At 74.6% G+C, this 13,617-nt stretch carries 13 protein-coding genes and 1 pseudogene; 9 read left to right on the top strand and 5 right to left on the bottom strand.

All coding sequences use genetic code 11. The annotated features are described in order from the left end of the window. A partial coding sequence (locus MCM47_RS32420; RefSeq protein WP_305068049.1) for a sigma factor occupies window positions 1-449 on the bottom strand: 449 nt, incomplete at its 3' end. Further along, window positions 446-1,384, bottom strand: a complete 939-nt coding sequence (locus MCM47_RS32415) for an NAD(P)-dependent oxidoreductase (protein WP_238949548.1) — start codon at window positions 1,382-1,384, stop codon at window positions 446-448. The genes MCM47_RS32420 and MCM47_RS32415, both read right to left, overlap by 4 nt. 169 nt (window positions 1,385-1,553) lie before the next feature. On the opposite strand from MCM47_RS32415, the gene MCM47_RS32410 reads away from it, so the two are divergent. From MCM47_RS32410 to MCM47_RS32390, 5 genes are all read left to right on the top strand, one after another. Continuing rightward, complete coding sequence (locus MCM47_RS32410) at window positions 1,554-2,384, top strand: trans-aconitate 2-methyltransferase (RefSeq protein WP_238949547.1); 831 nt, start codon at window positions 1,554-1,556, stop codon at window positions 2,382-2,384. A gap of 688 nt (window positions 2,385-3,072) precedes the next feature. Then, window positions 3,073-3,909, top strand: coding sequence for a hypothetical protein (locus MCM47_RS32405; RefSeq protein ID WP_238949546.1), 837 nt, complete (start codon window positions 3,073-3,075; stop codon window positions 3,907-3,909). Window positions 3,910-4,219: 310 nt separating this feature from the next. Continuing rightward, window positions 4,220-4,582, top strand: coding sequence for a DUF1304 domain-containing protein (locus MCM47_RS32400; protein ID WP_238949582.1), 363 nt, complete (start codon window positions 4,220-4,222; stop codon window positions 4,580-4,582). Then, a complete protein-coding gene (locus tag MCM47_RS32395) occupies window positions 4,579-5,142 on the top strand; it encodes a TetR/AcrR family transcriptional regulator (RefSeq protein ID WP_238949542.1) in 564 nt (187 codons plus the stop codon). The genes MCM47_RS32400 and MCM47_RS32395 overlap by 4 nt, the downstream gene beginning before the upstream one ends. A gap of 217 nt (window positions 5,143-5,359) precedes the next feature. Beyond that, window positions 5,360-6,244 carry an IS5 family transposase gene (locus tag MCM47_RS32390; RefSeq protein WP_238949581.1) on the top strand — a complete coding sequence of 295 codons (885 nt, stop codon included), beginning with the start codon at window positions 5,360-5,362 and terminating at the stop codon, window positions 6,242-6,244. 23 nt (window positions 6,245-6,267) lie between these two features. On the opposite strand, the gene MCM47_RS32385 is transcribed toward MCM47_RS32390, so the two are convergent. Continuing rightward, window positions 6,268-7,170 (bottom strand): LysR family transcriptional regulator, encoded by a 903-nt coding sequence (locus tag MCM47_RS32385; RefSeq protein WP_238949535.1) that lies wholly within the window; start codon window positions 7,168-7,170, stop codon window positions 6,268-6,270. Window positions 7,171-7,184: 14 nt separating this feature from the next. Here MCM47_RS32385 and MCM47_RS44185 point away from each other — a divergent pair. Continuing rightward, window positions 7,185-7,619, top strand: a pseudogene (locus MCM47_RS44185) (HD domain-containing protein); the annotation flags it as partial. Window positions 7,620-8,102: 483 nt separating this feature from the next. Then, complete coding sequence (locus MCM47_RS32375; protein ID WP_238949580.1) at window positions 8,103-8,996, top strand: ketopantoate reductase family protein; 894 nt, start codon at window positions 8,103-8,105, stop codon at window positions 8,994-8,996. A gap of 61 nt (window positions 8,997-9,057) precedes the next feature. Here the strand turns inward: MCM47_RS32375 and MCM47_RS32370 are convergent, their stop codons facing one another. Then, the gene (locus tag MCM47_RS32370; protein WP_238949532.1) at window positions 9,058-9,987 is read right to left on the bottom strand and encodes an NAD-dependent epimerase/dehydratase family protein; all 930 of its coding nucleotides are present in this window, start codon (window positions 9,985-9,987) and stop codon (window positions 9,058-9,060) included. A 230-nt stretch (window positions 9,988-10,217) separates the two neighbouring features. Here MCM47_RS32370 and MCM47_RS32365 point away from each other — a divergent pair, with 230 nt between their 5' ends. Further along, on the top strand, window positions 10,218-11,216 hold the full coding sequence (locus MCM47_RS32365; protein WP_238949530.1) for a GlxA family transcriptional regulator: 999 nt from the start codon (window positions 10,218-10,220) through the stop codon (window positions 11,214-11,216). A 48-nt stretch (window positions 11,217-11,264) separates the two neighbouring features. Here the strand turns inward: MCM47_RS32365 and MCM47_RS32360 are convergent, their stop codons facing one another. Then, window positions 11,265-11,489, bottom strand: a complete 225-nt coding sequence (locus tag MCM47_RS32360) for a hypothetical protein (protein WP_238949528.1) — start codon at window positions 11,487-11,489, stop codon at window positions 11,265-11,267. Between the two features lie 351 nt (window positions 11,490-11,840). Here MCM47_RS32360 and MCM47_RS32355 point away from each other — a divergent pair, with 351 nt between their 5' ends. Then, complete coding sequence (locus MCM47_RS32355; protein ID WP_238949522.1) at window positions 11,841-13,553, top strand: enoyl-CoA hydratase-related protein; 1,713 nt, start codon at window positions 11,841-11,843, stop codon at window positions 13,551-13,553. Window positions 13,554-13,617: the final 64 nt, after the last annotated feature.

Genomic DNA, 13,617 nt, shown 5'->3' with positions numbered 1-13,617 from the left:
ACCGCGAGCTGGCGGCAGGCCGCCTCCGAGCGGCCGACGGCCGCGGCCACGTCGGGGAAGCCGAAGTCGAAGACCTCGCGGAGCACGAAGACCGCCCGCTCCAGCGGGCTGAGCCGTTCCAGCAGGAGCAGGGCCGCCATCGACACCGAGTCGGCCAGCTCCGCCGACCGCGCCGGGTCCTCGTACGGGTCGGCGAGCAGCGGCTCGGGGAACCACGGCCCGACGTAGGCCTCCCGGCGCACGCGGGCCGAACGCAGCACGTCGATCGAGATCCGGGTGACCACCGCCGACAGGAACGCCCTGACCGACACCGGCCGGGTCGACGACGCCTCGAAACGCAGCCAGGTCTCCTGCACGGCGTCCTCGGCCTCGCTCACACTGCCCAGGATCCGGTAGGCGATCGAGAACAACAGCGGCCGCAGCTCCTCGAACTCCTCGGTGCCGCTCATGCCAGCTCCTCCCGGAAGCCCTGGCGCCACGAGGGGTGACGCAGCTGCCAGCCGAGCTCCCGCTTGGCCTTGGCGTTGGAGAACCCGCGCCCCTCGGTCATCATCACCACGGCCTGGTCCCCGGCCAGCAGCCGGGCCAGCCACACCGGTACCCGCATCGGCGGCTTCGCGCCCGCGCACGCGGCGAGGTGGGGCAGCCACTCGCTCGCCGGGGCGGGCTCGTCGTCGACGATGTTGAACACGCCGCGCGCCCGCTGCTCCACGGCCAGGACGGTGGCGCCCGCGGCGTCGTCGAGGTGGATCCACGAGCTGTGGCCGGTGCCGCGTCCCACCAGCGGGTACTGCCGCTTGCGGACCAGCTCGACCTGGTCGTCGACGGCGCCCGGGCCGTAGAAGGCGCCGTACCGCATCACCGCTCCGCCGGACCGGAGAACCATCTCCTCGGCGCGGCGCAGAGCCTCCAGCCCGGCCTGCGCGGCCGTCCCCTCCAGGAGGTCCAGCGGGTCCTCCTCGGTCTTCACCCAGCCGCCCTCGCGGATGCCGTTCCAGCTGGCGTAGCCCTGCGCAACCAGGTGCGGCACACCCGCCGCCTCGGCCGCCGCCAGCAGGTGGCTGGTGCCCTCCCGGCGCAGCCGGTTGGTCCGGGCGAACCAACGGTCGGGGTGCTTGATGTCGGGCTTTCCGGCGTGCGCCACGGAGATCGCGGTCATCTGGTGCACGACCGCGTCCGGCCGCGCGGCCGCGACCGCGTCACCGACCTGTTCCGCGTTCAGGCCGTCCATCACGACACCGTCCGCGCCCAGCCGCTGCAGCAGACCCAGCTTGGCCGCGCTCGTCGTGGTCGCCGTCACCTGGTGGCCCCGGGCCACGAGTCGGGGGACCAGCCGCCGCCCCAGCACCCCGCTCCCACCGGCCAGGAACACCCGCATGACCATCACACCTTCCCGATTCCGGAGACTGCCTCCGCACTCGGGGACGAGACAGCCCGTCGGTCTGTGACACGGGGGAGGGCGGGCGACGCTGGGAGCCGGAATCCGCGCTGGCCCGCGTGTCACGGGCCCCGGTAGGGTGACCGCCCGTGGGTCGAGGAAGCCGGGAGTGCTCGTGAGTGCAGCGGAACACACCGGTACGCCGCCCGACCGGGCCTTCGGCAGGGTGTTCGGCGAGGCCGCCGGGCGGTACGACGCGGGGCGCCCGGCGTACGCGGACGCCCTGGTGTCCGAGGTGCTGGCCTACGCGGACCTGCGCGGGGGTGCGGCGTTGGAGGTCGGCGCCGGTACCGGCAAGGCCACCGTGCTCTTCGCCGCCCACGGGGTGTCGCTGACCTGTGTCGAGCCGGATCCGCGGATGGCCGAGGTGCTGCGCCGCAACACCGCGCGGTTCCCGCGCGTGCAGGTGGAGGTGGGCGGGTTCGAGGAGTGGGAGCCGGCCGGCCGCCGGTTCGGGCTGCTGTTCGCCGCCACGTCCTGGCACTGGGTGGATCCGCGGCGGCGCTGGGACGCGGTTCACGCCGCCCTCCGTCCCGGCGGTGCCGTGGCCCTGTTCTGGAACCCGCACGGAGTCGTGGACCCGGACCTGTACGCCGAACTGGCCGAGGTCGACCGCCGCCACGGCGTCGCCACCTCCCCGCACAACGTGCCGGCCTCGTCCTACGGAGCTGACGCCGGCAGCGGCGAGGCTGACTTCTGGCCCGAGGCCGAGTGCCGCCGCGACGGCCGCTTCACCGATCTGCGCGCCTTCCGCTTCCGCCAGGACGTCCACTACGGGACCGACCGCTACCTCGACTTCCTCGCCTCCATCTCGTCGTACCGGGTCCTGCCGGCCGAACGGCGCGAACAGGCCCTGGCCGAGACCGCCCGCCTGCTCGACGCCCGCGGCGGCGGCATCGACATGCTGCACCTCAGTGACCTCTTCCTCGCCCGCCGAAGGGCGTGACGGCCGGCCGGCGTCCGCACGCCCCCCGAGCCGCCTTCGGGGAGCCTTGCGGGCGGGCCGACCGGCCCGCAGCGCGGGCCGCCTGACGCCGCGAAAGCCGGTCGCTCCCTCCCGACGCATCGGCAACACCTCGTCGCCGCCGACCACGGCGGGCGCAGCAGGGCGGAGGTGATCGCCCCGGCCGGCGAGCGGTTCCGTGACGGATGCCCGGCGATCCGCTTGCGGCGAGTTCCGTGCTGATATTCGGTCAGGTCTCCCGCGGCGCGGCACCGGCGGAATGCGGGCGCGTTCGGTGCGCCCTTTCGCGGGGTGGGTCTCCGATTTCGACCGTGCGGTGCCTTCGGTGTGAAGTGCAACCGCTTACCTCATTGGTGCGAACTGCAACCGTCGCGGCTCCCGGGATTCGGCCGGCCCGGGGGACGGACGGCGGCCGATGGCGCTCGCGACGCCGCCCCGTGGCGTTTCCGCCGGTGGCCCGCCCGGCCCCGATCACGCTGCGGCCCCGCAGGGTCATCGGAAACGGCGGAATAACGATTTCCGTCCAGGGGGTATCCGAAATTCGGCACCGGGCTCTAGGCTGCGGCGCGTGTCGATCTTTGGAAGACTTAGGGCTTCCGGCCCGCGCCTGCGCCCGGAACTCGACGATGTCAAGCTCGGTCGTGTGCGGCGAATGCTGAATTCCCCCGGTATGCCGGGGCAGGATGCCATTCAGATCGACCAGGTCGAGCGGATTCTCCAGGAACCCGGTTCGGACTGGGACCGCCGTACCCACCGCTTCGCCGTGCTCGCCGAGGTCGCCTCCCGCTCCGGGATCGGGCGTTCCTGGCGGATACGCCGGCCGCAGTGCGCCGACGCGCTCGTGTTCGAGGCGTGGGTCGAGATGGTCCGCGGCCGGCAGGCCGGGAAGATGGAGGACGCCCGTGCCGCCGGCGAACTCTGCTACCGCGCAGCCGAGGCCGCTCCGGCCGACCCCATCCCCTGGGTGGTGCTGCTCGGGATCCTGCGCGTGATGCGCGCCGACTCGCGCGACCTCTTCGCGGTCTGGGGCGAGATCACCTCGCGCGACCCGTGGAACCGGGAGGCCCATCTGCAGATGCTGCGCTACCTGTCGCCGGAGGAGTGCGGTTCGCGCAGCAGTCAGATGGACTTCGTGGAGACGGTCCGGGCCTCGGTGCCGTCCGCCGCGCCGGCCGTCGGCGTCGAGCTGGCCGCGCTGGTCGACGAGCACTCCCGGACCAGCGCCCAGGGCGGGGTGGAGGCGCTGCTGGTCCGCCGCCAGTGGGCGAACCACCGGGCCGTGCGCATCCTGGACGGCGCACTGCGGGACTGGCCCCGCCCGGGCCACCTCCGCCACGCGGCCGCCCTGGCCGACCTCAACCTGCTCGCCTACGCCCTGGCCCAGGCCGGCCGCGTGCGCGAGAGCGCCGACACCTTCGCCCTGATCGGCGACACGGTCACCGCCTGGCCGTGGACGCTCGACGGCGAGCCGGTCGAGGAGTTCCGCTACTGGCAGTCGAAGGCCTGACACCGCGCCGACCCGACGCCCCGGCCCCGCCGGCCGAACGCTCCGTCCCCCACCGGCCGAACCGCTGCACCCCTGCCGGCTCCCGGTGGGTCGGCGGGTCGGCCGCCCCCGATCGGGCCGCTCCCCCTCCGGCCCGGCTCCCTGACCGGCCCGCCCCCCGGCGGGCCGGTCCGGTGCTCACCCCGGCGGCGTGCGGCAGGTCTCCTCGGCGGTGACGGGATCGTCGACCCGCCGGAGTCGCGGTCGGGTGAGCTTCCTGGACACGTGTCCGGCTATGATGGACACCCGTCCATGAAAATCGGAGGCGATGATGCGGGTCACCGCGGATGTCCTGGTCGGCCTGGTGGCTGCCCTGCATGCGTACTTCCTGGTGCTGGAGATGTTCCTCTGGGAGCGCGCAGCCGGCCGCAAGCTCTCCGGCTTCGACGCCGCACTCGCGCGCGCGACCGCGCCGCTGGCCGCCAACCAGGGCCTCTACAACGGTTTCCTGGCCGCCGGACTGGTCTGGGGCCTCATCGCCGCGGAGCCGACCGGGTTCCAGGCGCAGGTCTTCTTCCTCTCCTGCGTGATCGTGGCGGGCCTCTACGGTGCGGCCACCGCCAACCGCCGCATCCTGATCGCCCAGGCCCTGCCCGGGGCGCTCGCCCTCGGCGCCGTCCTGCTGGCCCGATGAACGCCGCCCAGGACCCCCGGGCCGAGCGCACCCGGGCCACCCTGCGACGGGCGCTGCTGGAGGAGTGCGCGGAACGCCCGCTGGCGGAGGTCAGCGTCGCCGCGCTGGTCCGCCGGGCGGGCGTCGGCCGGGCCACCTTCTACGTCCACTACCCGGACCTGGAGGCGCTGGCGGTGGACGCGTGCGCCGACATCGTCCGCGAGGCGGTGGACGCGCTGCACGCCTGGCGCGGCATCCCGGACCCGGCCGCCCCGCCGGGCGCGCTCACCGGATTCTTCACCGAACTGGTGCCGCACGCCGCCCTCCACCGGGCCCTGCTCACCCCGGGTGGCGGCGGGCCGCTGGGCCTGGTGCTCCGCCAGGAGTTGCGCGAGCGCAGCCGTACCGAGCGGGCGCTGGCGGGAGCCCCGGCGCCGGACCTGGTCGCGTCGGCGGTGGCCGGCACCTTCACCTGCGTGCTCGCGGACTGGCTGCACGGCCGGATCGAGGCCGACCCGGAGCTGGTCGCCCACCAGGTCTGGCGGCTGCTCATCTCGCTCCACCGCACGCCGCAGCTCTGACCGAGCGGACGACGGGCGGGGATACCGGCCGGATGCCACGCGGCGGGCCGTGACCGCCGCGAACCCGGGCGCCGCCCGCCCTCCGTCCCCTCCTGTCGCTCTTGTCCCTCCTGTCGCTCCTGCCGCGGCTCAGAAAGTGTTGGGTAATTGATCAACTCCATGGCGTAGTGCGCTGGCGGTGATCTTCACGGTCGGGCTGTCCGCGAAGATCACCGCCATGTGTGTCTGCGCGTGCAAGCCTTCCTATGACTCGTCGTTGACGGATGCTCAGTGGGCGGTGATCGAGCCGCTGCTACCGGTGCGGGACCCACGGAGGGCGGGCCGTCGGCTGAAGTTCCCGCGTCGTCTGGTCGTGGACACCGTGCTGTACGTCCTGGTCAGCGGTTGCGCCTGGCGGCTGGTCCCGCACGATCTCGCCCCGTGGGACGTGGCCTACCGGTGGTTTCGTGCGTGGACGGCGGACGGCACCTGGGATCGGGTCCACGACGCGTTGCGTGAGCGGGTTCGGGTGGCGGACGGCCGGGATCCGCAGCCCTCGGCGGCGGTGCTGGACTCGCAGTCCGTGCGCAGTCACCAGGGCGGGCAGGCGATCGGCTACGACGCGGGCAAGCGCGTTCGGGGCCGCAAACGGCACCTGCTCGTGGACACCTGCGGGCTGGTGCTGCGGGCGGTCGTGCACTCGGCCTCGGTGCAGGACCGGGCGGGCGCGAAGCTGGTTCTCGCCGGCGTCCGGGACCGGTTTCCGCAGGTCGGGATGGTCTGGGTGGACGGCGGGTATGTGAATGTGGTCGATGCGGGTCTGGTCGGCTGGGCGGCGGAGCGCGAGAACCTGGAGATCGTCGCGGTGCCGCGCAATGCGGATGTGAAAGGGTTCCAGGTGCTGCCCCGCAGGTGGGTGGTCGAGCGGACATTTTCCTGGCTGGGACGGTGCAGACGGTTGGCGAGGGACTACGAGCGCAAGACCGCGCACGCCGAAGCGATGATCAAGGTCGCCATGATCCGGCTCATGGCCGCCCGGCTCGCCGGCGAGGAGATCGAACCACGCGGTCCCATCGAGACCGAAGCAGCCCGCCGCCTCGCCGACGACCTCAAGAACGGGTGATCATCCGATTACCCAACACTTTCTCAGGCGCCGGCGGACCCCCGGGCGCAGTGGCGGGCGACGGTGTCGGCGAACGCGCGTGCCGGCGGGGGGAGGGTGTCCCAGTGGCGCACCGCCCAGCCGGCGGTGAGGACCGGGAGCGCCGGCACCGGGATCAGCCGCAGCCCCCGGCGGCCCGGCGCCTGCCAGTCGGGCAGCGCGGGTACGACGGCATGGCCGAGGCCCAGCTGCGCCAGCAGGATGGCGGTGTCCCAGTCCGCGACGCTGGTGTCGAAGACCGGCCGGATGCCGTACTCCGCGAGCCAGGAGTCGAGTCGGGAGCGGGAGGCCGAGTTCTGGGGCAAGCCGATCAGGCGGGCGTCCTGCAGGTCGGCGGGCTCGATGGCGTCCCGGGCGGCGAGCGGATCGCCATCGGCGACGGCGAGCACCCACGGCAGCTCGACCACGGCGCGCTGCTCGATGCCGCGGACCTGGGAGCCGAGGGTGATCCAGGCCAGGTCGACCCGGCCGGCGGCGAGTGCGTCGAAGCAACTGCGGTTCGAGGTCTCGGTCTGGAACTCCAGGCTGACCTGGGGGAAGCTTCTGCGGAAGTCGACGACCGCCGCGGACATGAAGTGCCGGATGCTGGTGGACCCGGTGGTGACCCGGACGGATCCCCCTGCTCCGCGGGCGAGTTCGCCGATCCGGCGCATCGCCTGGTCGATCCCGCCGAGGCCGTCGGCGACCGCCGTCCGCAGCAGGCGCCCGGCGTGGGTCGGCACGACCCCGCGCGGGTGGCGCTCGATCAGACTGACGCCCAACTCCCGCTCCAGCCGCTTCACATGCTGGCTGACGGCGGACTGCGTGCAGGAGAGGTCGCGGGCGACGGCGCTCAGGGAGCCGGCCTGGCAGACCGCGGCGAAGACGCGAAGGTCGTCAAGAGTCACGGGAACCCAAGGTAATGCTTGGGTGTCTCCCAGTAAACCGGTGGATTGACTTGGGGTTGGCCACGGCTCGATCATCGCTGCATGGCCAAGGGCGGCAACCCGCCGGGCCTCCGCGCGATCCGGACGTGAGGCGGAGGCAGGCGGGTGCCGACCCGCAACACGCCGAGAGGAAACCTCACTTGTCCACCTCACCAGTCGCCGACGACGAGCGCGGAACCGCCGACCGGGACGACCGCGCCGTCCGCGCCGCCGCCCTGCTGCACGACCTCGGCGCGGCGGCCGTCGACCACCCCGGCGGGAACCTGTCGGCCCACCTGGAACGCGTCCACCGCCTACTCGCCGCCTGGGGAGCCCGCCCCGAGCTCCGACTCGCGGGGCTGTGCCACGCCTGCTACGGAACCGACGGCTTCCCCACCGCCCTGCTGCCCGTCGAACGCCGGTCCGAACTGGCGTCGGTGATCGGGGCCGAGGCCGAGAACCTCGTGTACCTGTACGCCAGTTGTGACCGGAACGCGTCCTACCCGACCCTGGCGGACCCGGACGCCGCCTTCCGGGACCGCTTCACCGGCCGCACGTTCACCCCGGACGCCGCGCAGCGGCGCGACTTCGCCGAGCTGTCCGCCGCGAACGAGCTCGACCTCGCACGGACCGACCCGGCGTTCCGCGCGGCCGTCGGGCCCGACCTGCTCGCCCTGTTCACCCGGCTGCGCTCGCTGCTGAGCCCTGCCGCCTGGACGGCCTGCCAGGCCGTCCTGGCCGATCCGTCCCGCCCCGGCGCGGTCACCGCCGACAGCCGCGGCGTCCCCGGCTCGCCCGGCCTCGCCGACGCCCTCGGCCGGCCCGGCTCCCACAGCGGCCTCGCCGGCGCCCGCGACCTCCCCGACGCCCAGGGCACGCCCGGAGCCCCCGCCACCCCCGGCCGTCGCCGGACGGTGGCGGTGCTCGGCCCCGGCGGCGTCGGCGGCCTGCTCGCCGCCCTGCTCTCCCGCGCCGGCCACCGGGTCGTCTGCCTCGCCGGCGAGACCACCGCGCACACCCTGCGCCAGGACGGGATCCGGGTGCACAGCGCGCAGTTCGGCGAGTTCGCCGCCCCGGTGGAGGCCGACACCGAACTCCGCGAACCGGTCGACCTCTGCCTGGTGACGGTCAAGCAGACCAGCCTGGCGGCCGCCCTCGAACGGGTGCCGCCCGGCCTGGTCGCCGACGGTCTGGTCGTCCCGCTGCTCAACGGCATCGAGCACGTGCCCGAGCTGCGCCGCCGGTTCGGTGCGCAGCGGGTCGCCGCGGGCGTGGTCCGGGTCGAGTCGACCCGGGTCGCGCCCGGCGTCGTCGAGCACGGCAGCCCGTTCACCGAGATCGACCTGGCCGGGCCGTCCGAACTGCTCGCCGCGCCGGCCGGGATGCTCCGGGCCGCCGGCGTGCAGACCCGGGTGATCGCGGACGAGTCGTCGGCGCTCTGGGCCAAACTCGCCTTCCTCGCGCCGTTCGCGCTGCTCACCACCCGGTACGCGCTCACCATCGGCCGCGTGCGGACCGACCGCCGGGCGGAGTTGACGGCGCTGGTCGAGGAGGCCGCCGCCGTCAGCCGGGCCTGCGGCGCGCCCGCGGACCCCGAGCGGACCATGGCGCTGTACGACGCGTTCCCGGCCGGTGCCAAGTCCTCGATGCAGCGCGACGCCGAGGCCGGCCGGCCGCTGGAGCTCGACGCCGTCGGCGGGGCGCTCCTGCGCTCCGCGGCGCGGTACGGCGTCGCGGTTCCGCTCGCCACCCGGCTGGTGGCCGAGCTGACGGCAGCAACCGAGGCCCGGGCGGCGAAGACGGCGTGACCGACGCGCGCCTGGGGGAGGCCGGGGACCGCCCCCAGGCGCCGAGCGTCATGACGGTACGTCAGTTCGACGACTCTGCAGCGGCGGTGGTCATTTCGGCCAGGACGGCGCCGATCGGAGTCGGCTGGACGCCGAGGGCGGTGACGGTGGCCGACGCGTCGAGGAGGGCGGGGCGGTCGTACAGGTACAGCATCTCCGGGAACTCGGCCATCACGGCGTCGGTGCGCCCGATCTCCACCAGCTCGCTCCTCGCCATCCGTCCCAGGGCGGGGGCGGGCACGCCGGCCGCGCGGGCCAGCCGTTCGGCCAGCTCGCGGACCGGAGCCCCGGAGGTGGACGGTACGTGCCACGCCCGGCCCCAGGACGCGTCGCTCCGGGCGGCGGCGACCAGGGTGCGCGCAGCGTCGCCGGTGTAGGTCCAGCTGTGCGGCGCATCGAGGTCTCCCGGGTAGTGGACCGGTTCGCCGCTCAGCACCCGTGCCCCCACCATGAGGGTGAACGGCGAGTACGCGCCGGCGCCGAGGAAGTCGCTCGCCCGGACCTCGGTGACCCGGACGCGGCCCGCCTCGTGGGCGGCGAGCGCGTCCTGCCAGATCCGGGCCCGGACGAGGCCCTTGACGCTGGTGGGTGCCATCGGCAGGTCCTCGACGGCGGGCCCGTCGAGGGGGCCGTAGCCGTAGGTGTTGCCGAGCATGACGTAGTCGGCTCCGCTGCCTTCCGCCGCTGCCAGCAGCGAGGCGGCCAGCGGCGGGAACTCGGACGGCCACCGGTCGTAGGCCGGCATGGCGCAGTTGACCAGCGCCGCCGCCCCGAGGGTCAGTTCGGTCAGCCGTGCGGGGTCGGAGGCATCGGCGGCGACCCGCTCGATGCCCTCGTGTGCCGGCCCGCCGCCCCGGCGCGTGACGAGCCGGACCTGCTCGCCGGCGTCCGCGAGCAGCCGCGCGGCGGCCGCTCCGGTGGCTCCGGCACCGACGATGACGTACAAGGACACGCGTGCACTCCCAAGGTGAGGACAAACAGGGTGAGGACAAAGAGGGTGAGGACAAGCAGGGTGAGGAATCGAGGAACCGCGGTCGGGGAGCCGGAGACCGGGGAGCCGGCCGACCGTGAACCAGATCGCGATGCGGCGTCAGGACCCGCTCGTTCCCGACGACTTCACCCTCCAGCACGGGTGATCCGTAAGGTAGCGGCCTGAATGCCAAACATCAGGAGGTTCGGGCCATGCACCGGGTTGCCGTCATAGCCGTCCCCCCGGCCACCACCTTCGACCTGTCCATCCCGGAGCTCGTCCTCGGCGAGACCAGCGTCGACGGACGCCCGGGCTACCGGGTGCAGGTCTGCACCGCCCACCCGGGTCCCATCGCCACCGGCAGCAGCCTGGAGGTCACCGTCCCGCACGGCCTGGAGGCCGTCGACGACGCCGACACCGTCATCGTGACGGGGACCGCGGCCCGCGACGACATCGAACCGGTCGTCCTCGCCGCCCTGCGCCGCGCGGCGGCGGCGGGCCGGCGCGTGGCCTCGATCTGCACCGGCGCCTTCGTGCTGGCCCGGGCCGGACTGCTCGACGGGCGCAGCGCCACCACCTACTGGGCTGCGTCGGGGGAGTTCACCCGCCGCTTCCCGGCCGTCGACCTGCGCCCGGACGTGCTGTACGTCGAGGACGGCAACGTCCTGACCTCCGCGGGGCTCTCCGCCGGCATCGACCTGTGCCTGCACCTCATCCGCACCGACTACGGCGCTGCGACGGCCAACGCCGTCGCCCGTCTGGTGGTCGCGGCCCCGGTGCGGCCCGGCGGGCAGGCCCAGTTCATCGCGGCGCCGCTGCCGCCCGAGGGCGGGACCTCGCTCGCCGCGACCCGCGCCTGGGCGCTGGAGCGCCTGCACGAACCGCTCACCCGGGCCGACCTCGCCGCCCACGCGCGGACCAGCGTCCGCACGCTGGCCCGCCGCTTCGAGGAGGAGACCGGTCTCAGCCCGCTCCAGTGGCTGCTGCACCAGCGGGTGATCCGGGCGCAGGAACTGCTGGAGACGACGGGTCTGCCGATGGACCGGGTGGCCGGGCTCAGCGGACTCGCCACCACCGACTCCCTGCGACGTCACCTGGTGAGGCGGACCGGGCTCACCCCCAGCGCCTACCGCGCGGCGTTCACCCGGCGCCCGGACGTCCGGCGCCAGGACGCCCGCCAGCAGGACACCCGCCAGCAGGACACCCGGTAGCCCGGACCCGGTACCCGGAGGGGCCGCCGCAGCGCCGCGCCACCCGGGCTACCGGGCGGCCGCCGTCATGGCCTCCCGGACGGTCACCAGGCAGGGATCGCAGTACCGGTCGGGCGGCGCCGGCTGCGAACCGTCCACGGCCGGTACCACCCGCTGGGCGGGTTCGAGGAAACGCCCGCAGAGGGACGTCGAGGCGTCGTCCTTCGCCACCACGTGCCACACCACGGTGGGTGGGGTGACCGCGGGGTCCTGCTCGGCCCACATCTCGTACACGGCAGCCTCCCGATCTCTGGGACTCGGTCACCCCATGCAACCTCTCCGCACGCCGGTCGGCCACCGGACCGCGCCCGGTGGGGCGGCGGACGGCCGGGGCGGACCGGCTCCTGGCCCCGGGCCCGTGGCCCGCACACCCCCGGTGCACCCGGTCGGACGACGGGCCGGGCACCGGCACGGCCCCCCGCCAGGGGGCGCGGCCCGGGGCCCGCCCCGACGCTCCGTCGGACCGGAACCCCCGCCGGCCGGTGCCCGCCGGGCGGGTGAACGGGCGGCGCGGTGCGGCCGGGCGGAGGCGGGCCGGGGCGGATGATCGCCGGGTTCCCAGGTGCCTCACAGCCGGAGTCGGACATGCGGATCCTGCTCGTCGCCAGTGCGTACAACAGCCTCACCCAGCGGGTCCACGCCGAGCTGCGGGACCGGCGGCACGCGGTGGACGTCCACCTCGTCCGGGACGACGACGGGCTCCGGGCCGCCGTGCGGCGGTCGGCCCCGGAGCTGGTGGTGGCGCCGATGCTGCGCACGGCGCTCCCGCGGGACGTCTGGTCGGCCGTGGTGTGCCTGATCGTGCACCCGGGCCCGCCCGGGGACCGGGGGCCGTCGTCCCTCGACTGGGCGATCCACGAGGGAGCGGTCGACTGGGGCGTGACGGTGCTCCAGGCCGGCGAGGTGATGGACGCCGGCGACGTCTGGGCCGCGGCCGCCTGTCAACTGCCGCCGGTCGGCAAGAGCGACCTCTACCGCAACGAGGTCTCGGACGCCGCGCTGGCGGCCGTGCTCCTGGCCGTGGAGCGGTTCGGCTCCGGCACGTACACCCCGCGCCCGCAGAGCGGGCCCGACTGGCGCGTGCCCGACCACACCCGGCCGTACCTGCGGCAGGAGGTGCGGCGGATCGACTGGGCCCGGGACACCACCGACACCGCCGTGCGCAAGCTCCGTGCGGCCGACTCCCGACCCGGCGTGCTCGACGAACTGCTCGGGGACGAGTGGTTCCTGCACGGCGGCCACCCCGAGCGCCGGCTCCACGGCCGGCCCGGCGAGCTGCTGGCGACCCGGGCCGGCGCGATCTGCCGGGCCACCGCCGACGGCGCGGTCTGGATCCCCGAACTGCGGCGGCGCCGCCGGCCGGGCGGCCCCTCCGGCATCAAGCTGCCGGCCGTCACCGCGCTGGGCGACGCGCTGCCGAGCCTGCCCGAGGCCGCCGCACCGCTGATGCCGGCGCCGGACGACCCGGTCTGGTCGGACATCCGGTACCGGGAGGACGGCCCGGTCGGCCTGCTCCGGTTCTCCTTCCCCGGCGGAGCGATGAGCACCGCGCACTGCCGCCGCCTGCTGGACGCCTACCGCTTCGCGCTGACCCGTCCGACCTCGGTGCTGGTCCTGGGCGGCGGCCGCGACTTCTTCTCCAACGGGATCCACCTGAACGTGATCGAGGCCGCGGCCGACCCCGGGGCCGAGTCCTGGGCGAACATCAACGCCATGGACGACCTGGTCGAGCGGATCCTCACCACCACCGACCGCCTGGTGGTCGCGGCGCTCGGCGGGAACGCCGCCGCGGGCGGGGTAATGCTGGCGCTGGCGGCCGACGAGGTCTGGTGCCGGCAGGGCGTGGTGCTCAACCCGCACTACCGCCTGATGGGCCTGCACGGCTCGGAGTACTGGACGTACACCCTGCCGCGCCGGGTCGGTGACGTCGAGGCCCGCCGGCTCACCGGGCAGGCGCTCCCGGTGAGCGCCGCGGCCGCCGAGCGGAGCGGGTTGGTCGACCGGGTGCTGCCCTGCACCCCGCAGGAGTTCGGGCGCGAGGCGCGCCGACTGGCCGGACTGCTGGCCGCCTCGCCCGCCGTACAGGCCCGGATCGCCGCCAAGAAGGCGGCGCGGGAGGCCGACGAGTCCGTGAAGCCGCTCGCCGACCACCGGTACGAGGAGCTGGCCGTGATGCACCGGCAGTTCTTCGCCCCCGACTCGCCCTACCACGCGCTGCGCGCCGCCTTCGTCCGCAAACAGCCGTCACCCGCGCACGCCGCGACGGCAGTCGGGCGGCCCGCTCCGGCGGCGCCGTGACCCGAACGGCCGCCAGGGCTTGCATCCCTTCGGGGTGCTCGTCCGGCTCCGTGGACCGGCGGAC

The organism is Kitasatospora sp. A2-31 (genome assembly GCF_022288725.1).
Classification (GTDB): domain Bacteria; phylum Actinomycetota; class Actinomycetes; order Streptomycetales; family Streptomycetaceae; genus Kitasatospora.
Note: the sequence above shows the minus strand (reverse complement) of the source record. Positions and strands in the feature narration are given on the sequence as shown.